General features: G+C 44.8%; 26 protein-coding genes and 2 riboswitches. Of the genes, 15 read left to right on the top strand and 11 right to left on the bottom strand.

Annotated features, from left to right (window positions below; all coding sequences use genetic code 11):
• Window positions 1-35 precede the first annotated feature (35 nt).
• A complete protein-coding gene (locus QVE09_RS04235) occupies window positions 36-1742 on the top strand; it encodes a right-handed parallel beta-helix repeat-containing protein (protein WP_315935815.1) in 1707 nt (568 codons plus the stop codon).
• 85 nt (window positions 1743-1827) lie between these two features.
• Here the strand turns inward: QVE09_RS04235 and QVE09_RS04230 are convergent, their stop codons facing one another.
• Together QVE09_RS04230 and QVE09_RS04225 are read right to left on the bottom strand one after the other, a co-directional pair.
• The gene (locus QVE09_RS04230; RefSeq protein WP_315935814.1) at window positions 1828-3579 is read right to left on the bottom strand and encodes an alpha-glycosidase; all 1752 of its coding nucleotides are present in this window, start codon (window positions 3577-3579) and stop codon (window positions 1828-1830) included.
• Window positions 3580-3816: 237 nt separating this feature from the next.
• Entirely contained in the window at window positions 3817-4992 is a 1176-nt protein-coding gene (locus QVE09_RS04225) for a M20 family metallopeptidase (protein WP_315935813.1), read from the bottom strand.
• 183 nt (window positions 4993-5175) lie between these two features.
• Between QVE09_RS04225 and QVE09_RS04220 the strand changes: the two genes are divergently transcribed.
• From QVE09_RS04220 to QVE09_RS04210, 3 genes are all read left to right on the top strand, one after another.
• Window positions 5176-6639, top strand: coding sequence for an ABC transporter substrate-binding protein/permease (locus tag QVE09_RS04220; protein WP_315935812.1), 1464 nt, complete (start codon window positions 5176-5178; stop codon window positions 6637-6639).
• Window positions 6626-7348, top strand: coding sequence for an amino acid ABC transporter ATP-binding protein (locus QVE09_RS04215; RefSeq protein ID WP_017688094.1), 723 nt, complete (start codon window positions 6626-6628; stop codon window positions 7346-7348). The genes QVE09_RS04220 and QVE09_RS04215 overlap by 14 nt, the downstream gene beginning before the upstream one ends.
• Window positions 7349-7566: 218 nt before the next feature.
• A riboswitch (cyclic di-AMP (ydaO/yuaA leader) is annotated at window positions 7567-7762 on the top strand.
• A gap of 2 nt (window positions 7763-7764) precedes the next feature.
• Window positions 7765-8436 carry a 3D domain-containing protein gene (locus tag QVE09_RS04210; RefSeq protein ID WP_397386997.1) on the top strand — a complete coding sequence of 224 codons (672 nt, stop codon included), beginning with the start codon at window positions 7765-7767 and terminating at the stop codon, window positions 8434-8436.
• Between the two features lie 107 nt (window positions 8437-8543).
• Here the strand turns inward: QVE09_RS04210 and QVE09_RS04205 are convergent, their stop codons facing one another.
• Window positions 8544-9338, bottom strand: coding sequence for a polysaccharide deacetylase family protein (locus QVE09_RS04205; protein ID WP_315935811.1), 795 nt, complete (start codon window positions 9336-9338; stop codon window positions 8544-8546).
• A gap of 154 nt (window positions 9339-9492) precedes the next feature.
• Here QVE09_RS04205 and lpdD point away from each other — a divergent pair, with 154 nt between their 5' ends.
• From lpdD to QVE09_RS04180, 5 genes are all read left to right on the top strand, one after another.
• Window positions 9493-9834, top strand: a complete 342-nt coding sequence (gene lpdD, locus QVE09_RS04200) for a prenylated flavin chaperone LpdD (RefSeq protein WP_315935810.1) — start codon at window positions 9493-9495, stop codon at window positions 9832-9834.
• Between the two features lie 111 nt (window positions 9835-9945).
• The gene (locus QVE09_RS04195; protein ID WP_076210133.1) at window positions 9946-10617 is read left to right on the top strand and encodes a PspA/IM30 family protein; all 672 of its coding nucleotides are present in this window, start codon (window positions 9946-9948) and stop codon (window positions 10615-10617) included.
• Window positions 10618-10712: 95 nt separating this feature from the next.
• Window positions 10713-11114 carry a DUF350 domain-containing protein gene (locus tag QVE09_RS04190; protein WP_036613690.1) on the top strand — a complete coding sequence of 134 codons (402 nt, stop codon included), beginning with the start codon at window positions 10713-10715 and terminating at the stop codon, window positions 11112-11114.
• Between the two features lie 23 nt (window positions 11115-11137).
• Window positions 11138-11644 (top strand): DUF4178 domain-containing protein, encoded by a 507-nt coding sequence (locus QVE09_RS04185; RefSeq protein ID WP_315935809.1) that lies wholly within the window; start codon window positions 11138-11140, stop codon window positions 11642-11644.
• An 11-nt stretch (window positions 11645-11655) separates the two neighbouring features.
• Entirely contained in the window at window positions 11656-12405 is a 750-nt protein-coding gene (locus QVE09_RS04180; RefSeq protein ID WP_315935808.1) for a DUF4247 domain-containing protein, read from the top strand.
• 113 nt (window positions 12406-12518) lie between these two features.
• Here QVE09_RS04180 and QVE09_RS04175 read toward each other — a convergent pair whose 3' ends face one another.
• On the bottom strand, window positions 12519-12809 hold the full coding sequence (locus tag QVE09_RS04175; protein ID WP_315935807.1) for an HNH endonuclease: 291 nt from the start codon (window positions 12807-12809) through the stop codon (window positions 12519-12521).
• Between the two features lie 198 nt (window positions 12810-13007).
• On the opposite strand from QVE09_RS04175, the gene QVE09_RS04170 reads away from it, so the two are divergent.
• Together QVE09_RS04170 and mobB are read left to right on the top strand one after the other, a co-directional pair.
• Entirely contained in the window at window positions 13008-14297 is a 1290-nt protein-coding gene (locus tag QVE09_RS04170; protein WP_315936092.1) for a molybdopterin molybdotransferase MoeA, read from the top strand.
• A 7-nt stretch (window positions 14298-14304) separates the two neighbouring features.
• Window positions 14305-14838: a molybdopterin-guanine dinucleotide biosynthesis protein B gene (gene mobB / locus QVE09_RS04165; protein WP_315935806.1), complete on the top strand. Its 534-nt coding sequence runs from the start codon at window positions 14305-14307 to the stop codon at window positions 14836-14838.
• Window positions 14839-15088: 250 nt separating this feature from the next.
• Here mobB and xerS read toward each other — a convergent pair whose 3' ends face one another.
• A complete protein-coding gene (gene xerS, locus QVE09_RS04160; RefSeq protein WP_076250271.1) occupies window positions 15089-16195 on the bottom strand; it encodes a tyrosine recombinase XerS in 1107 nt (368 codons plus the stop codon).
• A 177-nt stretch (window positions 16196-16372) separates the two neighbouring features.
• Here xerS and QVE09_RS04155 point away from each other — a divergent pair, with 177 nt between their 5' ends.
• From QVE09_RS04155 to QVE09_RS04140, 4 genes are all read left to right on the top strand, one after another.
• Window positions 16373-16861 carry a GNAT family N-acetyltransferase gene (locus tag QVE09_RS04155; protein ID WP_076250273.1) on the top strand — a complete coding sequence of 163 codons (489 nt, stop codon included), beginning with the start codon at window positions 16373-16375 and terminating at the stop codon, window positions 16859-16861.
• Window positions 16862-17118: 257 nt separating this feature from the next.
• On the top strand, window positions 17119-17892 hold the full coding sequence (locus tag QVE09_RS04150; RefSeq protein ID WP_127550538.1) for an SDR family NAD(P)-dependent oxidoreductase: 774 nt from the start codon (window positions 17119-17121) through the stop codon (window positions 17890-17892).
• Between the two features lie 69 nt (window positions 17893-17961).
• Window positions 17962-18318 carry an aldo/keto reductase gene (locus QVE09_RS04145; protein ID WP_483874293.1) on the top strand — a complete coding sequence of 119 codons (357 nt, stop codon included), beginning with the start codon at window positions 17962-17964 and terminating at the stop codon, window positions 18316-18318.
• Between the two features lie 628 nt (window positions 18319-18946).
• Entirely contained in the window at window positions 18947-20293 is a 1347-nt protein-coding gene (locus QVE09_RS04140; protein WP_315935804.1) for an amino acid permease, read from the top strand.
• Window positions 20294-20349: 56 nt separating this feature from the next.
• On the opposite strand, the gene QVE09_RS04135 is transcribed toward QVE09_RS04140, so the two are convergent.
• The 6 genes from QVE09_RS04135 to QVE09_RS04110 all read right to left on the bottom strand — a co-directional run bounded on the left by QVE09_RS04135 (window position 20350) and on the right by QVE09_RS04110 (window position 26385).
• Window positions 20350-21111, bottom strand: a complete 762-nt coding sequence (locus QVE09_RS04135) for a YqcI/YcgG family protein (protein ID WP_315935803.1) — start codon at window positions 21109-21111, stop codon at window positions 20350-20352.
• An 82-nt stretch (window positions 21112-21193) separates the two neighbouring features.
• Window positions 21194-21820 carry a LysE family translocator gene (locus tag QVE09_RS04130; protein WP_017688112.1) on the bottom strand — a complete coding sequence of 209 codons (627 nt, stop codon included), beginning with the start codon at window positions 21818-21820 and terminating at the stop codon, window positions 21194-21196.
• A 137-nt stretch (window positions 21821-21957) separates the two neighbouring features.
• On the bottom strand, window positions 21958-22566 hold the full coding sequence (locus QVE09_RS04125; RefSeq protein ID WP_074095440.1) for a DUF1989 domain-containing protein: 609 nt from the start codon (window positions 22564-22566) through the stop codon (window positions 21958-21960).
• 134 nt (window positions 22567-22700) lie between these two features.
• Window positions 22701-24197: an amidase gene (locus QVE09_RS04120; RefSeq protein WP_315935802.1), complete on the bottom strand. Its 1497-nt coding sequence runs from the start codon at window positions 24195-24197 to the stop codon at window positions 22701-22703.
• Window positions 24198-24521: 324 nt separating this feature from the next.
• Window positions 24522-25502, bottom strand: a complete 981-nt coding sequence (locus QVE09_RS04115; protein ID WP_253437073.1) for a DMT family transporter — start codon at window positions 25500-25502, stop codon at window positions 24522-24524.
• 144 nt (window positions 25503-25646) lie between these two features.
• Window positions 25647-25800: riboswitch (FMN riboswitch) on the bottom strand.
• An 84-nt stretch (window positions 25801-25884) separates the two neighbouring features.
• On the bottom strand, window positions 25885-26385 hold the full coding sequence (locus QVE09_RS04110) for a DinB family protein (protein WP_315935801.1): 501 nt from the start codon (window positions 26383-26385) through the stop codon (window positions 25885-25887).
• Window positions 26386-26485: the final 100 nt, after the last annotated feature.

The following is a 26485-nucleotide window of genomic DNA, read 5'->3' as shown; positions in this document are numbered from 1 at the left end:
TTTTTGTTTGATCATAAGTAGGAGGCGTAAATAAAATGAACAACTACATTAATTTTACCTCTAATTACAATCCTGATTTGCAGGCATTAAGCAGTGCTGACGGATATAATGTTGCCAAAATGAATGAAATGTTTGGCCAGGTTATGGGGAATATCGCCGCTGTGCAATCAACGATGACAGGTAGCCTTATAGAGGTGAGAAATTTTGCACCGGGAGATGGAAGTGATCAGACAGCCCAGATCAAAAATTTTTTTGACTCGGCACAGGAAGGTGATGTTTTATTATTTACGGCTGGGCACTATAAAGTCGTCAAGACGGGCTGGTTTTATACATTTAGTGGAAGATCCGTCATCATCAAGGCAATGCCTGGAGCAATATTAGAAGTCTCCGATCAGGGAATCCGGATTGAAGGGAGCAATCATGTAGAGATTAGTGGTTTGACCTTGGTTCGTTCGGCTCAAGCAGCTTGGAGTGAAAATAGAACAGGGCTAAACATTGAAAATTCGAGCAATGTATTATTACAACATAACGATATTAGTAAATTTACTGATGGGATTGGAGTGAATGGTTCTAGCAGTCAAGACAATCCCTCCCGAAATGTCGTTATAAGAAACAATAAGCTTCATCACTTGGGAGAAGAAGCGATTGCCGTGCGGCGTCATTTGGTTTTTGTGGTAATTCGCGAGAATGACTGTTACAGGTATCTTGGGGATGGCATATTGGTCAAGGGAACATGGCATGTTTTGATCGCAGATAACTTCCTGCACACTCCTGTATTATCCAGTGATCCAGATTATGTTGCTTTTTCAGGCGGACAACAAGTGAATAATATGCCTGCAGTCGGCGGTGGGATTGCCTGCAACAATGAAGGAGGAGAGACTGGAGCCAAAAACTTGCATATTCATGGCAATAGTCTGATTGGGACAGCATTTGGTGTGGGGCTTATCGGTTTCGAGGGTACATTTGTAACGTTCAATGTCTTTAAAGATATCAAAATGACTTCTGTTATTTCGGTATCTTTCTTTCTCTCCCGTTATAATCCCAACGGTCTAAGCAACCATTTGTTTGTAATCCAGGGGAACCTGATCGATACCATTTCCAAGCCAAGTACCACCGCTGCCATTGAAGCGAAAACAAGTACAGGTACAGAAGGCATGGACATCGGAATTATCTCAGACAACATCATCATTCCAAGAGGAAAACACTGGGGAATTATCGCGGATGGTCATATTATTGTAAAAGGCAATTATATTGCTCAAGCGGGCATAGCTATGGATATTGCCAATGGAGTGATTGCATCAAGCAATATCATTGAGCCCGGCTTTGAAACGACTAATCCTGACCGAATGGTAAGTTTGCATAATGAGTGCACGTTTTCTCATAATTCAGTTGCAGGAAAAGGTACATGTATTCAATTACGTGGCTCCAACAATATCATCACTGGGAATCGCTTGAAGTATGAGGGAACATGGTGGGCAGTACATCTGGATATTGTTAATAACACGGTGGAAGGCAACATCATAAGAGATAACCTGTTGATGGTTACGGCAAGTGCGACGGGACGGTACCTCTTTGGCGCAAGTCCCACAACCAATGGAAAAAATATTCTGGTAGATATTCTTAAAGACAATAATGGAACGTTATATCAATCCGTAAACGAAATCGTCATGCTGGGTCTGAATTCTGAACGGTGGAGAATAACGATAGATGCAAAAGGGAATTTGAAAACGACAAAGTTATAGCTTCGGTGTAGATCTTCGTCAGAAAACTCTTGAAGCACCCGATGATCATTAAAGGGTTATTCATTCAGGAGTTTTCTGGTAAGTATTAGCCGGGTACCAATTGTCTGTACAAAATGCGGTACCCATAGGGGTCAAGCTTAATATTCATCATTCCATCAGTTGGAAACACAGGCTCTTCAGTTAATGCATCCTTCCAGTCTCTCGTTTCCATAGGGTGAGAAAGCGTTCGATCTTGAGGTGTATTGTTCATCCATACGGTAAAGTGAAGGTTGTCATCCACACGCTCGTACACGATACAGGGATCATTGTGATCAGCCTTGAGGAAACGGAAGCGTCCTTTGCGCAGAGCTTCATTGCTTTTGCGTAAATTGATCATCAGACGATAGAAATCATACAGTTCTCTGTCTTGCTTGGCAGGGTCCCATTCCATACATTTTCGACAATCCGGGTCAGCATCACCACTAATTCCAATTTCGTCGCCGTAGAAGATACAAGGTGTACCGATATAGGTGAAAAGAAATACAACAGACAATTTTAATCGTCGTTTGTCTTCTCCTAACCGGGTGAGCAGTCGTGGGGTATCATGGCTGCACAGCATATTGAAGATCACTTCGTTGGTTTGTTGCGGATAGCGCATAATCAGTGAACCCATCTCGTTGGCAAAGTTATAACCATCCATTGAACCACAGAAGAACTGAAGCACTTTGTCGGCAAATGGATAATTCATGACGGAATCGAATTGATCTCCCATAAGCCAGGTTAAGGAGTCGCTCCATACTTCACCAACAATATAGGCTTCGGGATTCGCTGCCTTAACAACCTTGCGAAAATCACGCCAAAAATGGTTGTCCACCTCATTGGCTACATCCAGACGCCACCCATCCAGCTTGATTTCCTTAATCCAGTACTCCGCTACATCGAGTAAATATGCCTTAACCTCAGGGTTGGCTGTATTGAACTTGGGCATGTTGCCATAGAAACCAAATGTATCGTAGGTTGGTATACCGTCCTTGATCTGAACCGGATATTGATTGATGTGGAACCAATCGGCATACTTAGAGTTTTTTCCATTGTGGAGGACGTCTTGAAAAGGAGGGAAGTCTTCGCTGCAATGGTTAAACACTGCGTCAAGCATCACTCGGATACCCAGGCGATGGCATTCTTCTGTCAATTGTTTGAGCAGGGCATTATCACCAAAATGGGGGTCGACTTTTTTATAGTCAATCGTGTCGTATTTGTGGTAGGAATTGGCCTGGAATAACGGGGTGAAGTAAATGGCGTTCACGCCAAGTTCAGTTAGGTCATACAGATGATCCAGCACACCTTGCAGATCTCCACCAAAATAATTGTCCAACTCAGGTTTGCCACCCCAGTCATGGGTTTCTTTTGGATTCAGTTTGGGATCTCCATTAGCAAACCGTTCAGTCATGATCTGATAAAAGACGGCTTCTTTGGCCCACTCGGGCACCTTAAACACATCAATTTCATGTATATACGAGAACTCATAATATCCTCCAGTTGGATAGGGGGTCTCATAATGAATTCCGTTATCCGCAAGAAAAATATCTTCTGAACCGGCAGTTATCCGAAATATATAGGTGAGACGTTTGAATTGTGGCTTGACGGCCGCCTCCCAATAATCAAACATGTTATCCGAAGCAGCCTTCTCCAATTGAATTTCCTTGTATGTTCCATTCCAATCGTACTTATCTCCGGTCAGTGCAGTCACGTATTGCACATCATTACGTTTGGTTCGTACGCGCAGATGTATGGTAGACGAATTATAGGCATAAGCCCACTTGTCACGAGGAACATGATACATGGCTTCGAGCAGCATGACAGCACCTCCTGAATATAGGATAAGTTATAGCTATAAATAACCAAGTTAGCCAGCAAATGAATCACATTTACTGTAATAAAATGAATTATTTTCATCGTTTTCAAAGGTTTCTTTCACAGCATCTCCAGCTTCATACTGAATATACTTACATCTAATTTAGAAAAAGGATGCCCTGAACAGCTTGGAACTCAAGTCTGTTTAGGGCACCCCTATATAACATGTTGAAAATAAATCTTAGCGAATAACTTGCTCAAACTCCGAGCGAATGGTTTGAAGCAATTCTGGCTGACTCAGTACGTCATAGGCTGTTGTAGCAAGTGCCTTTGCTCCCAGAATCATGCCATCCAGCGCGCGCTCCTGAAGTGCAAGGTCACGGAAGGCTATGGAGTGCAGTGTATGCACCTCGTCTACAACACGAATGTAAGGATGGATTGCAGGACATTTCAGGGAAACGTTACCGATGTCCATAGAGCCGTGATCATTACCACTCACAATCTCTTCTTGTGGGATACCGAGTTCCATCAGATTTTGACTAAACGCAGCTGAGAATGCTTCATTGGTAACCATCTCGTCATAGGACGTTTCATAGTTGGATGTCACGAGCTTGCAACCTGTCTGGAGAGCAGAACCTTCAGCAATCTGAACCACACGTTCTGTGAGGATATTCAGTTCTTTGCGAGTTGCTGCACGTACATAAAATTGGGCTGAAGCATAGTCAGGAATGATATTTGCTGCCTGACCTCCGTTGTTGATCACACCATGAATGCGAACGGTGCTTTTCACTTGTTGCCGGAATGCATTGATGCCGTTGAACGTTTGAATGACAGCATCAAGAGCATTAATACCTTCGTGCGGACTTGCAGCAGCATGTGAAGATCGGCCATGGAATTCAAATTGCACAGCATCAATAGCCAGCGAGCTGCCTGACTTTTCGTAGGCATAATATGGATGCGCCATGAGAGCGACATCACAGTCATCGAACAAACCTGCTTCCGCCATCGGTACTTTGGCACCACGAGTCTCTTCAGCGGGTGTGCCAAACACTTTAATCGTTCCACCTACTTCATCCAGAATGGATTTCAGCCCAACAGCGGCCCCAAGACTCATCATACAGATCAGATGGTGACCACAAGCGTGCCCGATCTCCGGCAAGGCGTCATATTCGCACAATAAAGCAATGGTAGGGCCGGGTTTGGCGGCTGAATAGGTTCCGATAAAGGCTGTCTCCAAACCGAGGATTGGAGACTCTACAGTGAAACCGTGGAATACCAGTTCTTCTTTCAAACGGGCAGAAGCGAGATACTCTTCATTTCCCAGTTCGGGGTTGGCACCGATATATGATGAAATGGCTTTAAAACGGGAAGCATATTGATCAATAACCGTCAGGATCTGTGATTTGTTAGATGTCATTAGTAAACTCCTTATGCAAAAATGAAAATAATTTATTGATTATATCATGTTTGCTTTATTTTTTCAGAAACAAGTCAAGATTTGTAATGTCAAAATGCATTGCATAATCATGCATTGTACTTTATAATGACTCAGTCATCAACATGAGAAGCATACAAAGTATTGTAAGGGGAGAGAACAAGGTTGAAATTAATAAGTCGTTACACCATGATGCTGTTGACCTTTGTTATTCTGCTGACGACTGCCGTTCCTGTGGCACTTGCAAGTGGAACTACAGATAATTCAAGCAGTAAAAAGCTGGTGCTCGGTACAAATGCCGATTTTGCACCATACGAATTCCATAAAGTGATTAATGGCAAAGATGAAATCGTCGGCTTCGATATTGAGATCGCCAAAGAGATTGCCAAAGATCTTGGCGCTGAGCTTGTGATTGAGGATATGGGCTTCGACGGTCTTCTGCCTTCATTGCAGAGCGGGCGTGTTGATCTGGTGATTTCAGGTATGACACCGACGGATGAGCGGAAGAAAAGTATCGATTTTTCCGACACCTATTATAAATCAAAACAAGTGATTATGGTTCGCAATGTGGATAAAGACAAATATCCAACCATGGCAGAACTTGAAAATGCGAAGATTGGCGTTCAGAAAGGCTCCATTCAGGAAACGATCGGACAGAGTATTCCAGGAGCGAAGCTTACTGCGCTGGATAAAATCTCGGATATCGTGCTTCAACTGCAAACAAAACGCATTGACGCGGCAATCGTTGAAGATACCGTTGCTGCAGGTTATCTGGACGATATCATTGGACTTGCTGCTGCTGTTCCGGACGAAGAGCAAGCAGAAGCGGCAATCGGGATTCGTAAAGGTAATACCGAGCTGCTAGCTACAGTAAATGGAACACTGGAGCGACTGAAAAGTGAAGATAAAATCAATCAGATGGTTACGGACGCCAGCCTCTTGATGGCGGATAAAGCGAATAAATCACAAAATATTTTCCAAGTATTCTGGGAGTACAAAAGTTTCTATGCTACCGGTGTAGGATACACACTTCTGTTGTCCGCACTGGGTGTTATTTTCGGGGTAATTATCGGATTAATCATCTGTTTGTTCCGTCTGCATGACGTTGCCATCCTGCGCTGGATCGGTACAGCTTATGTTGAAGTGATCCGGGGTACACCGATGTTGGTACAGTTGATGATTATTTACTATGGTTTCTCCTTGTCCTTTGGCATTAACTTCACTGCCCTTCAGGCAGGTATCATCACACTTTCCATTAATAGTGGTGCATATCTGGCAGAAATTTTCCGTGCAGGTATTCAAGGTGTGGATCGTGGTCAGTTGGAGGCAGCTCGTTCCCTAGGTATGGGAAGAGGCGATGCGATGCGTTATATCATATTGCCACAAGCCTTCAAAGCTGTATTACCAGCGATCGGTAATGAATTCATAACTATCATCAAAGAATCCTCTATTATCTCCGTTATCGGTATGGTGGATATTATGTATCAGGCAAGTGTAGTCAAGAACATTACGTACCAAGGCTTGAGTCCATTTTTGATTGCAGCAGCCATCTACTTTGTAATGACGTTCATTTTGTCCAAGCTGCTGGGACGACTGGAAAGGAAGTTGAGTGCAAGTGATAGACGTTAGACAATTACACAAATCTTATGGTAATAACGATGTGCTTAAGGGCATTAACGTGACGATTGGCAAAGGTGAGGTTGTTGTAGTCATCGGCCCTTCCGGTTCAGGTAAAAGTACTTTCTTACGTTGTCTGAACCTGTTGGAACAGCCTACCTCGGGTGAGATTGATTTTGAAGGCGTGTCAATCACCGATCCGAAGCACAACATTAATGCAACTCGGGAAAAAATGGGCATGGTGTTCCAGCACTTCAACCTGTTCCCACACAAAACGGTACAGCAAAACATCACGATTGCTCCGATTAAAGTGAAGAAACAATCGACTCAGGAAGCGGAAAAAATTGCTGCTGATTTGCTTAACACCGTGGGCTTGTACGATAAAAAAGATACATTCCCGAATCAGCTGTCTGGTGGACAGAAACAGCGGATCGCCATTGCTAGAGCATTGGCCATGCAGCCGCATGTGATGCTGTTTGACGAGCCTACGTCGGCACTGGACCCTGAGATGGTCGGCGAAGTGCTGGATGTCATGAAACGTCTTGCAGAAGGCGGAATGACGATGGTCATCGTAACACATGAGATGGGTTTTGCACGTGAAGTGGGAGACCGAATCCTGTTCATGGATGGCGGGGTTATTGTGGAAGAGGGAACACCTGATGAGGTTTTTGGAGCTCCAAAAAATTCACGTACACGTGATTTTCTTGCCAAAGTACTCTAAATGAAGTGATCAAATAGCGTTACTGACTTCGAGTCGGTAACGCTATTTTTTATGGATAATAATCACGTATGGATTCGAAAAAGTAACTTTTCTGTTACCAAATATTAAGGAATCGGGTCGTCCCACATTTCTAAAGTATCCAGTATTCTTACATATGATGACATGTTAAAAACCACTTGGTAAGAATTACTACAAGTTCAGGTTACAAAATTGTGATATATTGAACTCTGCCGAAACTTCCGGACAGGGAGTGCGGGGGATGTAACGATGCAGATTGTGCAGGGGAAGATCTACAGCACACTGCTTGGGGTGAATTAGGGGTACATATCGTTTCAAATGTAATGATGAACCTATAGGGTGGGCTCCTCATCCGAATCCGACAACTAACTTCGCAGGCATAATGAGGGAGGAAGACCATGATTAACAAGAAACGTATAGCCAAAACAGCAGTGGCATTAATGACAACAGCAATGCTCATTCAAGCCGTTCCGGCTCACGCCGATTCAGTTCATGTGGCCAAAGAGGGGGATACCTTCTACACCTTATCGAAACAATACGGAGTAGCAATCAACACATTAGTTAAAGCAAACAACGACATCTCGCCTTACAACATTTATCCTGGTTTGAAAATTACGATTCCCGGTAAGGCAAACAATGTAGCTGCCGCCGCGGCGGAGAGCAAGACCCAAGCCAACACGGTTACCACAGCAAGCTTGGACGTTAACACAGATAACAAAGTGGTTCAAGCCTGGGGTAAAACATTCGATTACAGCAAAGCTGTGAACGTGAAAGCAACGGCATACTCTGCAGATCCGTCTGAAAATGGAGGATGGGGTGCAGTCGATTATTTCGGGAATGACCTTGAACTGGGTACGATTGCAGTTGATCCAAGTGTGATTCCACTTGGAACCAAAGTGCTGGTAACTGGTCACAGCCATCCAGGATTGCCAAAACAGGCTTTTGTAGCCACAGCACGTGATGTGGGCAGTGCAATCAAGGGACACCGTATCGATATCTTCATCCCTGGTAGCAAACAGTCCGTAAGCACATTTGGATTTCAGGATATCGAGTTGTACATTCTGAAGTAGAGCGTAAATTACATCTAATGAATTCAAACAGGGTGTCTGCCAGTCGCTAACTTGCGATTGAACAGGCACCCTTTTAATATTCTCATTTATTTCCTGTCACGGTCATCCTAATCTTTGGCCTTTGGCAATCCCAGCATTTCGTCCAAGGTGACCAGTTCATATCCCCGGTTACGCAGTTCCTCAATAATTTCTGGCAAAGCCTCAATCGTGCCGTTCAGGTTTGATCCTACACCGCCTCCAGCATGTTGCAGAACGATGGAGCCAGGTTTCACGGCAGATAGGATGTTATCCTTCACCTGTTCCTTTGAAAGGCCTTTCCAGTCCAGTGAGTCTACGTTCCAGTTCACAATGCTATAGTGTTGTCTGGCAGCCCATCTCAACTGTTCTTCATTAATGTCTCCATAAGGTGGCCGAATCATCTTGGGCGTATATCCCGCCAAACGTCGAATAATATTCCCGGTATGTAAAATTTGTTTGCGAAAGGCATTCATCGACAGCTTACTGAATTCAGGATGATTGTAGCTGTGATTACCAACCATATGCCCTTCCTTAACGATGCGTTTTACCAGATCGGGATGTTTCTCGGCACGACTACCTACGATGAAGAATGTAGCTCTGACATTGTATTTCTTCAATATATCCAGCACCTGTGGAGTAAACCTTGGATCAGGTACATCATCGAAAGTCAGTGCAACCTTCTTTGTTGAAGGACCATTGGTTTTGAACGTATCGGCATATTTTTGACGTAACTGTCCCAATGTCAGTTGTTCTTCTTCCGCAGAATCCGAACCTGATACTGATTCAGTTGGTGGGCTTGAAGCATCCCGCGATGAAACAACTGGAGCATGATATCCTCCGAGAAAAATAACGATAACCATCAGCATAATGAGGCGTACGCGCATAATAACAGCCTCCTTTTCCAAAATGACGTTCTTCTTGGTATGCCCGGGGTCTCCATAAAATATGCGTAGTGTGAGAAGTTTCATTGTTGATTTGTCCCATGACGGCCATAATTCCTCCATATATAACATATAGAAAAGGATAGGTGTATAGGATATGAGTACATATGATTTGAAATCCATACGTTTACAGGTGATTGAAGCAGGCGTGGATAAGGTTTTTCTCGTTACCGGAGGAAAGGCGCATATTGGTGCCGCAGCCACGTTCTACGTGGATCATGAGCGCATAAGCGGGACGACGGTACATATTCCGGGTCATAAGGAACAAGAACTGTGTGAGCGGCTAGCCCGAAAGGCGGCCCAGCAGTTGAAAGTAACTGTCACGGTGATCATGGGTATCCATTTTGATTCCATTACGCGGATGCAGATCGACGAAATCGTGCAGACTGCAGAGAGGTTGATGGAGGATCATCTGAACAAGGATAAACGTTCTTCCTGACGTAAGAATCATCGAATGTTTTGATTTTATTTGCTAAAATTGAAACGAGTTGTAGAATGTTACGTATGTATGTTTATATACGATGTAATATCGACTAGGAGGAATAACATAATGTCCATTTTCAAACGTTTGCGTGATCTAACCATGTCTAACATCAACGCCATTATTGACAAGGCGGAAGATCCAATCAAGATGACGGACCAATATATCCGTGACATGCAAGAGGATCTGGAAGATGCGGAGAAAGCAGTAGCTCAACAGATCGCCATTGAGAAGAAATTCAAGCAGTTATTCGAAGAGCAGGAAGCTCTTGTGAAGAAACGTGAAGAGCAAGCGCATACGGCGGCACGTGCTCAGAATCTGGATTTGGCTCGACGTGCTCTGGAAGAGAAAAAGGCTGCTGAAGAGAAGATGGCTGAGTACAAAACCAGCTATGACCAAAACAAGGCTTCTGCAGATAACCTGCGTGGCAAGCTTGACGAGATGCGTAAGCAACTGACTCAAATGAAGAACAAACGTGAAACACTGGTAGCCCGCTACAATGCAGCAAAAGCCCAAACGGAAATCAACAAAGCGTTGAATGGGTTTGGCTCCGATACTGCAAGTGCTGGTATGAAGCGTATGGAAGAGAAAATGATGCAGATGGAAGCACAGGCAGAAGCAAGCAACGAAATGTCTTCCAAAGGCAAGTCTTTGGATGAAGAGTTCGAGAAGTTGGGTAAAGATCAGGCTGTTGAAGACGAACTCGCAGCATTGATGAAACAGTACGATAATAAGAACTAATACCTTGGTTGTCAGCAGGGTTAACCAGCGGAGGAGAAGAGCATTTCTCCTTCGCTTTTAAATGCGGTTCATGTTGATATGTGGGGGCTGTGTAAATGGATTTGAATATTTTGGCGATGCTGGTCTGGACCGGTTCTGGTTCGGTTTTGCTGTTTGTCTTGATGTATGTAGATTCACTGTTCACGAAATATAAGGATTTTGCTGAAGTTAAGGCTGGCAATATGGCAGTAACCACACGTATGGTGATGAAATTATTTGCACAAGGGTATGTACTCGCTACGTCCATTTCTACGGCTGGTCATCTTGGAGAGGCATTGCTAGTCTCCGTTGTATCCTTTATCATTTTGTTGATTCTGGAGAGTGTTGTACACTTTATGATTCGCAAATGGGCCAATCTGGATCTGGATACGGGAATTCAGCAAGGGAAGACAGGATACGGGTTGTTCTCTGGCGCTTTACATATCGTGGGCGCACTGATTATTGCAGCTTGTTTATAAGATAAGGAACAGGAGTAATTCTCATGAGTGTATGGAAACGAATTAAAGGAATACTAACGAAACCTGAACCACCGCAGGCAGAGAAAACGATGCTTCAGCTTGCACCTGGTGATATCTGTGAGGTTTCTCTGGTCACTTATGAAGTTGTTGGTCGGGTACAAAATCGTGCTCGAAATGCAGCTGTGCTCACGCTGCAGGATGGTACCGCATTTCGATATTTGCATATCGAAGAACGGGAACTCACACGTTACGCCCTATATACACCAATTGATGGCAGGCTTGATGCACCTGATGAGGTGCCCACATTGCTGGACCTGGATGGACGCGCATATCATCTGGAGGAAGAGTATGGAGGCATGGTATCAACGGCAGGTAGAACTCCATATGGCCAGGCTGGAGAACAATTGGTATGGCAGTATCAGTCGGATGATAATATGCTTCTTCGGGTGGAGTGGCAAGACAGAAGATTTACACTGTATGAGGGTGAGTCCATTCTTCCTGCGGATATCAAAGTGATTCGTTCGAGCTAGGAGAGGTTCCAATGAAAAAACGCTTGGCACATGGATTAAAATTAATGCTGGTCCTCAGCCTTGTGATGTCTCTATTGTCCGCGTGCGGAGCAGCACCTTCTGTTCAGGACACATATCCGCTTGAATCGGTTAACGGGAGTGGTAACTCAACGTCCTATGTGTACCGGGCTTCGGACCGTACCGTTCCGGAAGTGGCTCAGGATTTGTCTGACCAGCGGCAACCGGATCAGATCTCGGCAGAGAACACAGAGCGTATGTTCCTCGTGTATCAGGACGAGTATTATCACCTGCAACAAGACCCGAACAAGCCGGAGGATACCTTGGTTGAGGTTGACTCCAAGGAATATGTTCGGCAGAACTACGATTCATCTTTTTTACAAGGTTACCTCACCGCTACATTAATTGGTAATCTGTTCGATTCTTTTGGCGGGCGAGGTTATGGCAACTATCGAGGATATACCAATAAAGATACGTATAAACCGAGTGCAGGATCTTATCGTGCACCAACAAGTAATGACAAGAAGCTTGCTCCGCCTATTACTGTTGATCGGAAAGGTACGATTACAAGGCGCGGAAGTGATAAAGATTCAAGCGTGGGATCTGGCGGAGGATTATTTAACCGCAACAAGGATCAGAGCAAGGGAACCATTGATCGTAACAAAAGCAGTGGTGGCCTGGGCGGGTTGTTTGATTCACCTAAGAAATCCTACAAAAAACCAAAAACCAGAGTGGGCGGCGGCCGAATTAAGAGGCGAAGATAATAAACATCTAATCATAAGGATGGCTGCCAATCGCATAGTTCATTTAAGAACAGTGAAAAGGGAAGGCGGATTCACCTCGCCGGCACATGACCTTGGAACTGTTCTTTTTTGGTTTACGATTGGCGAACATGTTTGGATTTACGCACGCGAGGAATGGTTGAAGCAGGTTGTTTGCGAATCCAGCGGATAAATGGAATCATTCGTTCATCCTGTCTCAAGGATTGCAGGTCCGTGAGTCCAAGAGTTACAATGTCGCGATTGGTGTATAGCGAATGAATCTGTTTGTGACAGGGGATGCACAGGTTGGCCGTTGGCAGAAATGTTCCTCCCATTTCTTTGGGTGTCAGATGATGAATGGTTGTGTTCACAGGTTCTCTTCCGCATAATTCACATCGTTTACTCATGATCATCGCCTCCCTTTGTCAATATTATGGGCAGACAAGATGCCTTTCATGTTGAATATAATTCAAGGAATGTTACCCCTGTAAGAAATAAGATTTTGTCACAGGATTCAATACGTGATGTACTTGTTATCTTACAGTATTCGGGCTACACTTTCTTAAAAGATGATATGTCTCTAGGAGGTAAGAATACTTTTGAAAATGAACTCACATTCACATGATATGACAACTGCCAAATTTAATCGTAAAGCTGTACAGGTACCGGATGCCCAAGCCACAATAGCTGCAAGAGTTACTTTAGGCTCCATAGAGAAAGTTCACCTTGAATCTGCTCATGGCCGTACACTTGCAGAGACGATTCAGGCACCTCATCCGTATCCATTCTTCCGGAGATCGGGTATGGATGGATTTGCGATTATAAGTACAGATACGATAGATGCATCGAGTGATCATCAAGTTTGGTTTCGTGTAATTGATGAAATTCCTTGCGGCTACACCTCGGACCACACCATTGTTTCAGGTACGACGGCTCGCATCATGACGGGGGCACAGGTTCCGGAAGGTGCAGATGCGGTAGTCATGATGGAGATGACGGAGAGCAAGATAGAGAACGGAGAACAGTGGATTGCATTGAAGCGGCACATATTGTCGGGTGCTAACATTACACCAATCGGACTGGAAGTCCAAGAGGGACAGCAGCTGCTCGAAGCAGGAACGATCATCAGGGCAGGAGAGCAGTCTGTGTTAGCTACTTTTGGCATAGCAGAAGTCCCCGTATTTCAACGTCCTAAGGTGGCGATATTTGCAACAGGCACGGAATTGCTTGAAGTAGATGAACCATTACAACCAGGTCGAATTCGAAACAGCAACAGTTACATGCTGCGCTCTCTGGTTGTTGAAGCAGGTGGAGAGCCTGTGATGTACGGTTCTATTGCAGACGATGTGAATACGGCAAGGGCCAAACTGGAAGAAGCCATTCAAGATAATGATATCCTGGTAACCACAGGCGGTGTTTCCGTCGGAGATTATGATATTATGGGCGAACTTGTGCTGGAAGAACATGTGGAGATGTTGTTCAACAAAGTGACGATGCGACCAGGCAGTGTGACCACAGCTGCTGTATATAAAGATAAATTGCTATTTGCACTTTCCGGTAACCCTGGGGCTTGTTTTGTGGGTTTTAGTTTGTTTGTTCGTCCAACCGTTCGTTCCATGCAGGCGGATGCTCATCCTTATTTGGAAGAATGGACTGCGATCTTGGAAGAAGAGTACACCAAAGTGAACAATTTTACACGATTCGTTCGTGGACGCACAGAGATCCGCAACGGCATGGTGTACGCGATAGCGGCTGCCGCCCGTGTAGATGAATCCAGCGTGATGATCACCATTAAGGACAGTGATTGCCTGATTGTTGTTCCACCTGAGAAAAAAGGTATTCCTGCGGGTGAGCAGGTACGTATTATTAAACTTCCCACAGGTCATGTGAGGTAGTTGGTAGATGACTACAATGAGTGATACAAAACCACATATTATACAGATTGTTGGATACAAAAACACGGGCAAGACAACCCTGACAGCCGCGCTGATCGGGCACTTTTCTTCCTTGGGACTTAAGGTAGCTGCGATTAAGCATGATGGACATGACCATTTTGAGATGGATCAAGAAGGAACGGATTCGTATCAATTTGGAGAGGCTGGGGCCTCGGCGGTGGTTGTCATGTCAGAGAAACGTACTGCGATTATGGAGCGACAGGCAACCAAGTTGGAGGATATGTTAAGTCATCTGTCCGGTTATGATTGGATTGTTATTGAAGGATTCAAGGATGCTTCTTATTCCAAGTTTGTGATGGTTCGAGAAGAGGAAGATCTGACCTTGGTTAATCAGCTTGAAGGGGTAGTGGGGATGATCTCATGGTTACCTTCAGAGCAGTTTATAGAGCGGAGCACCGTAAGCAGAGATATAACATGGTACTCGGTTCATGAAACGGAGGATATAGCCAAAGCGTTGTTAGCGATGGTTGAGAGTGAGTGAAGGCAGAATCGTGAATTCGAATCGTGGAAACGTCAAGAAGTGGGATATTATGGTGGCTACACATGATTGAATGTACAGAGAGCGTGATTGATTCTTTTTTAAATATAACGTAATATTTATTATGTAAACTATAATTATTTCTACTTATGCTCTTCTTCTTGAATGATGCAAAAAAACAAAAAAAGCAGCAGACCTTTCTCGGATCGAAATCCTTGATGTGGCTTGCTGCTTTTATAATATGTTCGGGATGTTACATCCCGTCATCAGTACGACGTTCGATGGCTTCGGACATCGTTTTGTCGGTAAGGTGAGCATAGATCTCGGTTGTTTCCGTAGAAGCGTGTCCAAGTTGCTCTTTCGTTTTGTAGATATCATTTTGCAGATAATAGTCGGTTGCGAATGAGTGGCGTAATTTGTGCACGGTTAGATAAGGTTTGCCAAAACGTTTGGCGTATTTCATGATCATGGCCTGGATCGCTCTTTTGGTCATTCGACTTCCTTCCGAGTCTCCGTTACGCAGAGCAATGAACAGACCTTTCTCCCGCTTGGGCGTGCGGTAACGTGATTGCCGCAGGTTCATATAAGTTGCGAGTTCGTCCTTGGCCTGTTCCCTGAAATAAACGGGTGTTTTGTACGTCTCATCATTGTTACCTTTGCGATAAACATACAGGAGTTTGTTGTTCAGATCGAGATCATCGACGTTCAGGTTCACAACTTCCGACACCCGTAAGCCGGAATTCAAAATCAGGCTGGCAATACAGGCGTCCCGTTCTTTGTTGATTTCATGGGAGTACAGGGCCTGCTTGTTCTTCTCCATATCAACAGCGTAACCTTCAAGGATATAGCCGATAAATTCCAGCAGTTCCTCTTCCTCCAGGATTTTACCTTTGAGTTTGGCAGCGGTGTCCTTGGGTTTATGGGTACGCTTGATCTCGATTTTGGCCATAATGTTCCGCTTTAGCAAAGGATAAAAGTCTTCATCTTCCGCAATTTGGCTCAGGTAATGAAAAAGGGAGCGAAGGGAAGAGAGTTTGCGAGAGACGGTAATTCTGGAATTGGTTCCTTCCCGTTTGGTTGTGAGAAATAACCGATAGGCGGTAACCGAATCCATGCGAAGGACTTCTAGTTCAGTCAACGTAACTTCTTTATTAGAGCTTGCCTCGGACAGCCCTTCTGCTCGCAACCATCCGAAGAAAGCTTCGTAATCTCTCAGATATTCGAGCAGGGTAGAGGGGGACAGGTCAGGCAGCTTGTAGTCCATGAATTGCTGAACGAACCAAGGCATGGAAGGTAGTTTGTCATCCAGCTTGCGTCGATCAATCTCTTTTTGCACGTTGGTCAAGTTCGACACCTCCATGTGAAAAACATATAAAATTAATATTCAATGAATTAATATTCTATGCTCTAGTGTACCATAATTTACATGCTCACAGCTTGTTCATCAAAGCAGGCAGTAAGTAGGTATGCTTCCTTGCCCTTCGGCGCGTAAACCTTTAAAGTAATCAGTATACGTAGAGCAGAGGAGGTGAACCGGATGAATATGAAAATAGAACTGGTTCCCCGGGAACGCAGTCAGGTGATTCGGCATTTAATGCAATTTTATCTATATGATTTTACCAAATACCTGAATATTGATGTGGACAGTAACGGCATTTTTCCGGAATATCCGGGTCTGGAGGCATTCTGGGCAGAAGAGGACCGCAAGTTTCCTTTTTTGATTACAAGTGATGGGGCACCTGCAGGGTTTGCTCTGGTGGAGAAATTGGAGCCCGGAAGTAAGGATAACGACTACTATTTGACTGAATTTTTTGTAATGCAAAAATATCGGCGCAGTGGGGTGGGCACTCGGGCAGCCTATGAGCTGTTTAAACGTTTTCCAGGAAGATGGAAAGTGACTCAGGTTCGTAACAATGTCATTGCCCAAGCGTTCTGGCGAAAAATTATAGGGGATTATACCGGAGGCCGTTTTCGAGAGAAATTCCATCCGGAACTGGGCAATCCAAGCCAGTATTTTGTAACCTGATTCCCATCAGGGTTTACCTACATATAGAGCATTTGCATGATTGCGATATAAGTTGAACTAATCATTTACACGATAACGGAGAGGACAGAAAAAACCTGAAAAAGCGAAGCGTTCGCGTTTATCCCCGGATTTTCCCCTTTAGAAAAGGGAATCAAAAAATCTGGGGATAACAGCGATTGGAAGGTTATTCTGTCATCGTAGTGTCAGTGTAAATAATCTTTAGTTCAACTTATAAATCTGATGAAGGAGTGAGTAACATGAACGTACCCACATTCCATCTCGATGGACAGACAGCACTGGTGACAGGTGCAGGGAGAGGGATCGGAAAAGCAATTGCGATTGGACTTGCCCAGTCAGGCAGTGACGTTGTACTTGTATCCCGAACGATGAAAGAAATTGAGGAGACAGCAGCCTACATCTATGAACAGACAGGGCGTAAAGCGCTCGCTCTGACTGCGGATGTGACATCAAAAGAACAAATGGAAGAGACGTTTCAAGAGGCGATCTCGGAGATGGGTAGTCTGGACATTCTGGTGAATAACGCAGGTATGAACATACGAACACCAGCACTTGAGGTAACGGACGAGCAGTGGGAGACCATCATGCAGACAAACTTAAAATCGGCTTTCTTCGCTTCGCAATTGGCGGGTCAGCATATGAAAGAACGTGGGACCGGGAAGATCATTAACATCTCTTCGGTAGGCGGTCACACGGCTTTGCGGACAGGGGTTGTATATGGCGCGACCAAAGCTGCGTTAATTCATATGACCAAAGTGCTCGCACTGGAATGGGGCAAGTATGGAATCCGTGTCAATTCAGTAGGGCCATGGTATTTCCGAACACCTCTGACTGAAAAACTGCTGGATGATCCCCAGTATTTGCAGGAAATTGTAAGTCGTACACCGCTACAGCGAGTGGGAGAACTGGAAGAAGTGGTAGGCCCGGTTGTGTTCCTGGCATCAGATGCAGCGGGATATATAACGGGTCAAACGTTATTGGTTGACGGTGGAATGTCCATTTATGGGTTCTAATTCAATTAAGTTTGTTGCAGTCTGGAGACTTCATTAAATATCGCAGATCAGGAAGCAATTGATCTTACGTTGCCTGAGGCAAGAAAGAGAAACATGGGTGTAATCGCGAAAAGACCAATTGCCAATGCGGCTTGGACGTATGATACACTTTCGGAAGAGGCTTATCCATTTATATACTGGAAGCGCTTAAGCGAACTTAACTATGGTTTTCTAGGTGAAGATGCCCAGGCAGCGGTGGAAATAGCACTGCGTTTTACGCTAAGTTCCGATGGTGTAGACACAGCTATTGTAGGAACAGCCAAGCCCAATCGCTGGCAGCAAAATGCCGACCTTGTGGCTAAAGGGCTACTACCACAGGAACTATATGATGAGATTAGAGCGCGATGGAAAGAAATCGCCGGAGCAGACTGGACTGGCCGGACTTAATTTGGAGATATTAGCGAAGTCGCCATATGGCGGCTTTTTTATGACCAACATAAAATATTTTCAACATATGAAAAATTCACAACAAATTTGGAACAGAGTTTTCGAAAACTTCTAGCGATTAATGCCTATACTTCAGCCTAGTACGAAAACCGGTGAGAAAGGATGAAAGAGGTAAAATCCCAGGGAGTAGTCCTTCTTTTTTATAGACGACTACATTTAAAAAAAACCACGAAGTTGTTGAGAAAATACGAAAAAGAGCCAGTCTGCGTTCGATATGAAAGAAATTGCGACTTAATTTATAATATTTCAACATATGAAAAATTCACAATAGAAAGATCATTTTTTCACCTTAGTTACCATCTCTCATAAAGTTTCGTTATCGCTCCCACATGTTTAAAAGGAAAACCATTCCAAGCAATAGAAGTCAATAACTTTTTTGCGGATTTTAAATAGGATTGAACATATATCTTTTTGAATGATGCTTAAAAGCATACAGCTTAAATCCAGCAATATAATAAATTAAACATATCAATTGTTATGTAAACTAGTAATAATTCTTTTGGTAATACAGACATAAAACCTCCATGTCCTGTAAATCGTAAGGGGATAAGGTATAAGGAGGAGCTTCATGAAAAGTCAGCAACACCGTAAAAAAGACGACGATAAATTAAGTTGGGTCAGCCTATCCTTGTTTGGCGCGGGTTGCACACTGGGAACAGGATTTTTTCTAGGAACCAGTCTCGCGATTCATTGGGCAGGCATATCCGTACTTATATTGTTGGTGCTGGCGGCGGCAGGTACTTACTTTGTATTTGGTGCGCTGGCACAGATGACGGCAGATGATCCAAAGGAAGGCGCTTTTCGAACGTACGCAGGAGAAGCATTCGGACCTTGGGCTGGTTTTGGTAGTGGATGGATGTACTGGTTTTCTGAAATGCTCATCATGGGCAGCTCATTGACGGCACTTGGGCTGTTCTCTCAATTCTGGTTTCCCAAGTTTCCGCTTTGGGCATTTGTTGCGATCTATGCCGCTATAGGTCTGTTCATTGCTGCACTGGGAGCGAAGGGATTAACCAAAACGGAGAATATTCTTGCTGTAATCAAACTTGCTGCAACGGTTGCATTTATAGCTATAGCAGGAGCGGCTTGTCTGGGATGGTTACCTGTAAAAGTGACGCCTGAACAATTGAAGAATGAATGGCTCCCGCATGGGGGTAAAGGGGTATGGACCGGTTTCATCTATGCATTCTTTGCTTTTGCCGGGATCGAGGTCATGGGCTTGATGGCTGCTAACCTGAAAGAACCCAAAGATGCAGTGAAATCAGGTCGAGTAATGTTATTATCGGTGAGTACACTCTATGTGATTGCAATTGCTTTGATCCTGTTGCTTGTGCCTTCAGCTCAGTTAACTCCAGATGAAAGTCCGCTTGTCAAAGCCATGTCAACCATTGGATTCACCGTTGTGGTCCACATTCTCAACGGAATTCTGATTATTGCGGGATTCTCAACGATGGTGGCTTCGTTATATGCTATTACATCCATGTTGGTGAAACTCGCAGAAGATGGAGATGCACCTAAGCTGTTCACGAAGACCTGGGGGAAAAAGGACATGCCACTTCAGGCATTGTGTTGCACAGCGGCCGGATTACTCCTGTCTACGTTGATGGCATTATGGATGCCTAAAAACCTTTTTGAATATGTGACGACAGCAGGTAGTCTGGTATTGATGTATACTTGGCTACTAATCTGCATCACATACATTAAGAAAATGAAGCCTGTGAAGTGGAATCGCATCAAAGTATGGATTGCCATGATATTAATTGTGGCTGCTGTAGCCGGGACAGCGATGGAAAAAGCCAGCAGAACGGGTCTGCTGGCAAGTGTGGGACTTGTCGTATTTCTTGGGATAATCACGTATGTTGTTCATAAGGTACGTGGCTCGAAACCACCGCAGTCGGCACCATCCAAACCATAAGTACCTTTCAGCAACTTTCGTGGAGGTCGCACAACGGATTAATGAGTGCTTTAAGATTATTTCGTCAACTTGCCTATGGCTTGCTTCATCCGCATGAATGGACATTTGGAAGGTGTCTGCTCATCATCAGGCAGGAAATACTGTTTCCATTCCAGATTATCTTGCTGACCATACCACATCAGCGAGGGATGAGCAGGTACAGCATCATACGCAGCGAGACGTTTGCGAATCAAGGTTTTCATTTTACGGCCAAGAGGGGTGTTGTCATTAATGGATTCGAATACCCACCGCGGTTGAAAAGCAAACATGAGATAAGGAAAATGCCGGCTGGCTCGGAGTTCATGTGCGGGAGTTGCACAGAAACAAAAATAAGGCTCTCCACCAAAGCAAAATTCCCATGATGAATCATGAGGATCGGTTGAAATATGTTCCGGCCACGGCTCGGTATCGTGTGAACTTACCCGATTAAGCATTTGCCAGAATAACGTCTGATATTGCTCTACCGTTGTATGATCTTTCAAATCAGTTGGCGTCTCACAGATCACGACCATGGAAGCGTAATGACCGGTGTCTCTCGAGACAGGACCATATTGTCTAAGCAGATCCGCCATATCTTCGGCAGCTTGTTCAGATCGGGGATCACACGTAAAGCCATACCTCAAATGTCCTGACAGAAATCCCATTCGTCCAGGTACACATGGATACGTATTATTTTCATCGGCGATCATATCTGCAAATTGCGAATAAGCGTCCTGCTGCCAAGATGGAAGACGCTCAAACAAGGTATTAATTTCGTCGGCACTATACAGCTCCGCCATTGATTCCCAACTCCATTCCACATGATACCGTTACAGTATTAATGTGGGGGAAGTTGGGTGACTGTCCAGCCTGATTTTATTGTCAGAAAAAAATGGAACGCACAGCTTCGTACCCGAAATACAAACCAAATCCGATCAGGCAGATTCCCGAAATGATGGAGATCCAGCGCAATACATTCTCACTGCTATGTTTGTGGAATCGACTGGCCATTCCAGCCATAATGACATCCCACACCAGAATGCCAATGAATATGCCTGAACTGTAGAGCAGCAAATGAGCCGTGTCTGTATGCTTCACAGTTGTCGCGAGAATGGAGCCATAGATCCCAAGCCAAAACAAAATATTCAGTGGATTGGACAGGGCCATCAAAAAGCCGGATATAAAAGATTTTCGAACAGTCGCTTCCGCAGTAGATGTACCTTGAATCCCCTGTTTCAGCTTCGAGAGCGTTTCTACTCCCGTGTAAATCAGAATAAAACTGCCAAATGACCAGAGAAAAGAGCGCATGAACGGCGTGTCCAGAAAATGGGCAACCCCAAAATAAATCAGCAGCATATACACCAAATCTGCAAACATGGCGCCGAGTCCCAAAATCCAGGCATGCATGAATCCATGTCGAGCTCCACGGTCGAGTTGGGCGGCGTTAATCGGACCGATTGGAGCAGACAATGAGATTCCCAGAATAATATAACTGAACAGTACAGACATAAACACGTTCACTCCTTAACGGGTTCGATGAATTGTACCAGTCGTCACAGAAAATGGGTACAAGTCATCGTATTCCCGCAAGGAGTGAATTAGAACAAACTACTTTTCTCATATTGCGTCAAGGCCTTGTTATTCTGTTATAGTTCCACATCCAATTGAATTGGGGTGCAGTTGTAGCCGTTGCATGAGCTTTCTTCACAAGGGCAAGCGGAGAGTCCAATCGTGAGATCCATTAATGCCTCCATCTCGATATAATCACCTGCACGAGAGTCGGGAGCTACAACATCAATCTTGCCTTCACTGTCTACAACGGACTTCATGAACAAGTTAAATGGATAGTGTTGATCTGGTGGTAGAATCCCGAAGGGTTCCAGTGCCGTGTTCAGATTGTGATAACAACTCGCGTGATCCTTTTTGTCGTATAACACCTCATACATCTCGGGACGACAAGCGGAGTTGAAGAAATCATGTACCCCAACGGTGTCACGGACAATCTTAAGTAATGGTTGATATTGATTGGAATACACAAACTGTCCTGGTTTAATGCGGTAAGTCCGCAATACGTCCATTGTCACGCCGGGGTCCAAGCGATGGTTAGCATCTGTAGCATCGTATGCCACAAAATCAATGACTTGCTGTCCCTCCAGATCCGTTATGCGTAGTAAAGAACCCTTGTTTACTTTCAAGGCATATCCTGTTTTGGCAGGGATACGATAAGACTGTTTATGGCGCTGATTCGTATTCATCCGTCACATTCCTCCGCTACTTTTTGTTTTCAGTATGCGGAGCAGATGAAGCTTTCATGCACTATATGGCAACACACTGTACTCAAATAGGAACATCCAATGGTAAATTTAAAAACACACCACATCATACGCCTTTATGCTGGAAATAGTGGATTACCTTTCATCCCGATCCAGAGGTCTGATTGTTCAAGCTGTGCAGCCAGATGTAATAACCAATCTTCACGTCCTTTGGTTGCCATCACTTGAACACCCATTGGTAAACCTTCAGGTGTCACATGCAGAGGTACACTTATCGCAGGTTGGCCTGTCAGATTTGCAAGCTGGGTAAACGGTGTATACGTAAGACTTGGCTCAAACATTTCATAGATAAGTTGCTGTTGCTGGGTCTTGTCCATCTCACTAATCCGCATCAGATTACGGATCTGTTCGTCATGAGGTGTTAATTCTCCAATCTTAGGCGCAGGAAAAGCATTAACGGGTGTGACGTAGAAGTCATAACGCTCAAACAAGGTGGACATCTGGGCTGCAGCTACATCCCATTCAGCTAAGCTATGTACAAATTCTGCAGCGGACACCTTTTTTCCAGCTTCAGCCAGAACCCAGGATTCAATCTCCATATCATCGGAAGTCAGAGCCCGACTCATGGAGCGTTCCATGGAAGAGATCATCGCGGCCATCTCTCCACTGTTCATCATGTAATAGTTCTCCATCAGCCTGACTCCGTTGACTGGACTCAGCTTTTCTTCAACATGATGACCTTGTTCTTCCAGCCAGCGCACGAGCTTGTATACAGACTCTTTGGCTTCTGCGCTGACAGGTGTACCCACGGGCGAATCCGTTGTGTATGCAATTTTCAGTTTGCGTTGATGTGGATAGCTCATATCTGCCAAGTAACTGCCTGGAAAGAGTGGAGCATGGAACGCAGCTTCAGGTTGAATGATTTGTAAAGTATCAAGCAATGCAGCACTGTCACGAACCGAGCGAGAGAGGGCAAAATCAATCGATGCGCCTTGCCATTGACGACCAACTCCCGGTCCCACAGGTGTGCGCCCGCGGGTTGGCTTTAACCCAAACAATCCGCTAAAGGAAGCCGGGATACGAATCGAACCTCCTCCGTCACTGGCTCCGGCAAGAGGAACAATACCCGAAGCTACAGCGGCAGCGGCACCCCCACTTGAACCACCTGGGGAGTGATTGATATTCCATGGATTGCGAGTTGGACCATGAAGACGGGGCTCGGTAATATTTTTTAAACCAAATTCAGGCGTATTGGTATGTCCTATGAAGATAAAGCCTGCATCACGCAGTCGAGTGACAAAATTGGAATTGCGTAATGCACGATGCTCGCTGAACAAACGTGAGCCTGAAGTCAGAAATTCACCTTCCAAGGATTGCGAGATATCTTTCAGGAGCAGGGGCACACCGGCAAAAGGTTGTTCTCCAGGGCGAACCAAACCGGCTTCCTCACGTGCACGGGTTTCATATGTACGAACGACCGCATTAAGCTGCGGATTCACTTCCTCAAGGCGTGCAAACGCCGCTTCCAGCAATTCAACCGGGGATACTTCCCGGGATCGGATTAGTTCAGCCAAACCTACGGCGTCGTAGGAGGTATATGAGAATGAAGTCATTAATGATCGTTCCTCTCTGAATATAATTCATCTGTTTATTCCATATGTCATCGTACCACCGTAATAGATAAAAGACAAAACCATAGAAGAGACGTAGTTCGATGAATTGGATATTCGGTATGAGGGGAGGGAGAAGAGCGGAGGGTTTCAGATATTGAAATAAAGCACAGGGGTAATAGCTCATACTGCTAATTGAGAAAATGATCGAGTAAATCGAGTAATATCGAGTAATGGAAAAAAACCACTGCTCATCTAATTTGATGTGCAATGGTTTTATTTTTATATTTGATTATTGGTTTATGTGTGGGCCTCGGATATATCCACTCACTCTGTACGCAGCTTAGGTGCCGCATCGGCCGCAGTTGATGATCTTTCCTGCTGTTTGGAAATGGCGAAGAGTGCCACCCAGATCAGGATAAAACCAAGCAGCTGTTCCCATGTGATCAGCGTACGGAAAGCAATCCAGTTCACCAACACACCTGCCATCGGGAAGCTAAGTTCTGCGAGTGTTGCAACAGATGCTTTGGTTGACGACAGACCTTTGTAATACAAAAGAAGACTGAGCAAACCTGGTAACAATGCTTGACCTAGAATGTTGAGGATGACAGCAGTCTGTTCACCCGTTCCGGACGGAAATGTCCATGCCGCGCCTTCGTTCCACGTCATAAAGATCAAGAGCGGGAGAGCAACGACAAAACGAAGGGAGGTGACGGTTTCGTAACGCGCCTGACCCAGCATCAATCGTCCCATAACGGTTGAACCTCCCCATAGGGCAGCAGCTCCAAGGGATAACAAGCTGCCAGCATGAATCCAGTTGTCCCAGTTACCTAATGGCAATGTGAAGCCAAATGTAAGCAGGTAAGTTCCTGCTAATGCTATGAAGAACAATCCACCGAAGCGACGTGGTAACGTTTCTTTCAATAACAGTTTAGCCAGCACGATAGCGAAGAGTGGTTGCATTTTTTGCAATAATAGCACCGTATTTGGATCGTTATGTGTAAGCGCCATGGTGAACAATACCGTTGCGAGTGCTGATCCTCCCCATGAGATAAAAATCACGGCAATCCAGTGGCGAGCACGCAGGTTTTTCAGATCAGCTCGGAATTTCCACAGCACGGGAATGGCAATAAGACTCACGATGATATGTTCCACCAGTACAATCTGCGTGGATGTCATCGTGTTTAGCAAAATAATGCGGAAGAGTGGGTCGACACCCCATAAGGCGGCGCCAAGAACTACAAGCCAGAATCCGGTATTACTTCGTTCCTTGCGGTAAACAGGTGATGCTGCTGATGTCTTTTCCATATTCAGGACTCCTTCGTCAGAACACGGAATCTTCAGTTGGCAAAATCGACAAAAGCCCCCGTTTTGGTATAAACCAAATAAACGGGGGCTCATCCAAGGACATGCGTCAGGAAAGAGGCCTTCCCGTGAACGGCATGTCAATGTGTTGATCTTCTCTCATCCGGACTGTACCGTCGGCCTTGGATTCACACCAAGTCAGTCGCTGAATGTCCTTCGTTAAGAACAATTAGCGAGTCGCGGGCTGGTTCCGAAGAACATCACCGCCGGTTGGGAATTGCACCCTACCCCGAAGATCCTATTCAATTATATAGTGTGTTGAACAAGCTGTAACATTAATAAGTTCATCTTATTCCTGTAAGCGCTAGCAGTTCAAGCATTTTTTTTAGAAAACGATTTTCCAGCTTCCTTGCTGTCTGCGAAGGAGCACGATCTGGCCTGCGTGATAGGCATCATGGAGTACCCAGCGAGCTAGTTCGTGTGCCCATTTCTCTTCGGAGTCCATATATGCGGCTTCAAGATCTGACTCTTGTAGTGCAGCTAATTGATCTCGCAACTGTTGGGCTAATCGAGTTGTACCCTGTAGCAGTGTATTCCATCCGGCTGCGTCCGTTGCATCTCCAGGATTCCCAAATGTGTATTCATTGGAGTCTACAGCAGGAAGGGTAGGCTCCTTACCTTGCATGCGACATAATAAGCGATGGTTGTAATAATACATATGGTTAACCAACTGCCAGATGCTTAATCCTCCTGAGGGTGGAATCCAGGCTGCTTGTTCTGCTGTAAGACTCTCCAAGGATTTCGACAAAGGTACAATCCAATTACATTGATCCCAAGTATCATCCTTTTGAATAAGCAACACATCTAGTGCTGTTGTTTTCGTCATTGCCGTTTTCCTCCTAGCGTAAAATTGCGATTTTTGATGTAACTAGCTAAAACTGATTAATAAGGTTACACTCAATATAACACATCAAAGACGAGCTGTA

The organism is Paenibacillus sp. ClWae2A (assembly GCF_032452295.1).
In the GTDB taxonomy this organism is placed as follows: domain Bacteria; phylum Bacillota; class Bacilli; order Paenibacillales; family Paenibacillaceae; genus Paenibacillus.
The sequence above is the reverse complement of the archived record's forward strand: the minus strand, read 5'-3'. Positions and strand labels throughout refer to the sequence as shown.

Coding starts and splice junctions, on each gene's coding strand:
- QVE09_RS04175 (WP_315935807.1), bottom strand. CDS start 12,809: ATGAGTAAACGATGTGAATTATGCGGAAGAGAACCTGTGAACACAACC.
- QVE09_RS04125 (WP_074095440.1), bottom strand. CDS start 22,566: ATGAATACGAATCAGCGCCATAAACAGTCTTATCGTATCCCTGCCAAA.
- QVE09_RS04210 (WP_397386997.1), top strand. CDS start 7,765: ATGATTAACAAGAAACGTATAGCCAAAACAGCAGTGGCATTAATGACA.
- QVE09_RS04180 (WP_315935808.1), top strand. CDS start 11,656: ATGAAAAAACGCTTGGCACATGGATTAAAATTAATGCTGGTCCTCAGC.
- QVE09_RS04235 (WP_315935815.1), top strand. CDS start 36: ATGAACAACTACATTAATTTTACCTCTAATTACAATCCTGATTTGCAG.
- QVE09_RS04110 (WP_315935801.1), bottom strand. CDS start 26,385: ATGACGAAAACAACAGCACTAGATGTGTTGCTTATTCAAAAGGATGAT.
- QVE09_RS04170 (WP_315936092.1), top strand. CDS start 13,008: ATGAACTCACATTCACATGATATGACAACTGCCAAATTTAATCGTAAA.
- QVE09_RS04115 (WP_253437073.1), bottom strand. CDS start 25,502: ATGGAAAAGACATCAGCAGCATCACCTGTTTACCGCAAGGAACGAAGT.
- mobB (WP_315935806.1), top strand. CDS start 14,305: ATGACTACAATGAGTGATACAAAACCACATATTATACAGATTGTTGGA.
- QVE09_RS04150 (WP_127550538.1), top strand. CDS start 17,119: ATGAACGTACCCACATTCCATCTCGATGGACAGACAGCACTGGTGACA.
- xerS (WP_076250271.1), bottom strand. CDS start 16,195: ATGGAGGTGTCGAACTTGACCAACGTGCAAAAAGAGATTGATCGACGC.
- QVE09_RS04185 (WP_315935809.1), top strand. CDS start 11,138: ATGAGTGTATGGAAACGAATTAAAGGAATACTAACGAAACCTGAACCA.
- QVE09_RS04155 (WP_076250273.1), top strand. CDS start 16,373: ATGAATATGAAAATAGAACTGGTTCCCCGGGAACGCAGTCAGGTGATT.
- QVE09_RS04190 (WP_036613690.1), top strand. CDS start 10,713: ATGGATTTGAATATTTTGGCGATGCTGGTCTGGACCGGTTCTGGTTCG.
- QVE09_RS04140 (WP_315935804.1), top strand. CDS start 18,947: ATGAAAAGTCAGCAACACCGTAAAAAAGACGACGATAAATTAAGTTGG.
- QVE09_RS04205 (WP_315935811.1), bottom strand. CDS start 9,338: ATGCGCGTACGCCTCATTATGCTGATGGTTATCGTTATTTTTCTCGGA.
- QVE09_RS04230 (WP_315935814.1), bottom strand. CDS start 3,579: ATGCTGCTCGAAGCCATGTATCATGTTCCTCGTGACAAGTGGGCTTAT.
- QVE09_RS04130 (WP_017688112.1), bottom strand. CDS start 21,820: ATGTCTGTACTGTTCAGTTATATTATTCTGGGAATCTCATTGTCTGCT.
- QVE09_RS04195 (WP_076210133.1), top strand. CDS start 9,946: ATGTCCATTTTCAAACGTTTGCGTGATCTAACCATGTCTAACATCAAC.
- QVE09_RS04225 (WP_315935813.1), bottom strand. CDS start 4,992: ATGACATCTAACAAATCACAGATCCTGACGGTTATTGATCAATATGCT.
- QVE09_RS04120 (WP_315935802.1), bottom strand. CDS start 24,197: ATGACTTCATTCTCATATACCTCCTACGACGCCGTAGGTTTGGCTGAA.
- QVE09_RS04135 (WP_315935803.1), bottom strand. CDS start 21,111: ATGGCGGAGCTGTATAGTGCCGACGAAATTAATACCTTGTTTGAGCGT.
- lpdD (WP_315935810.1), top strand. CDS start 9,493: ATGAGTACATATGATTTGAAATCCATACGTTTACAGGTGATTGAAGCA.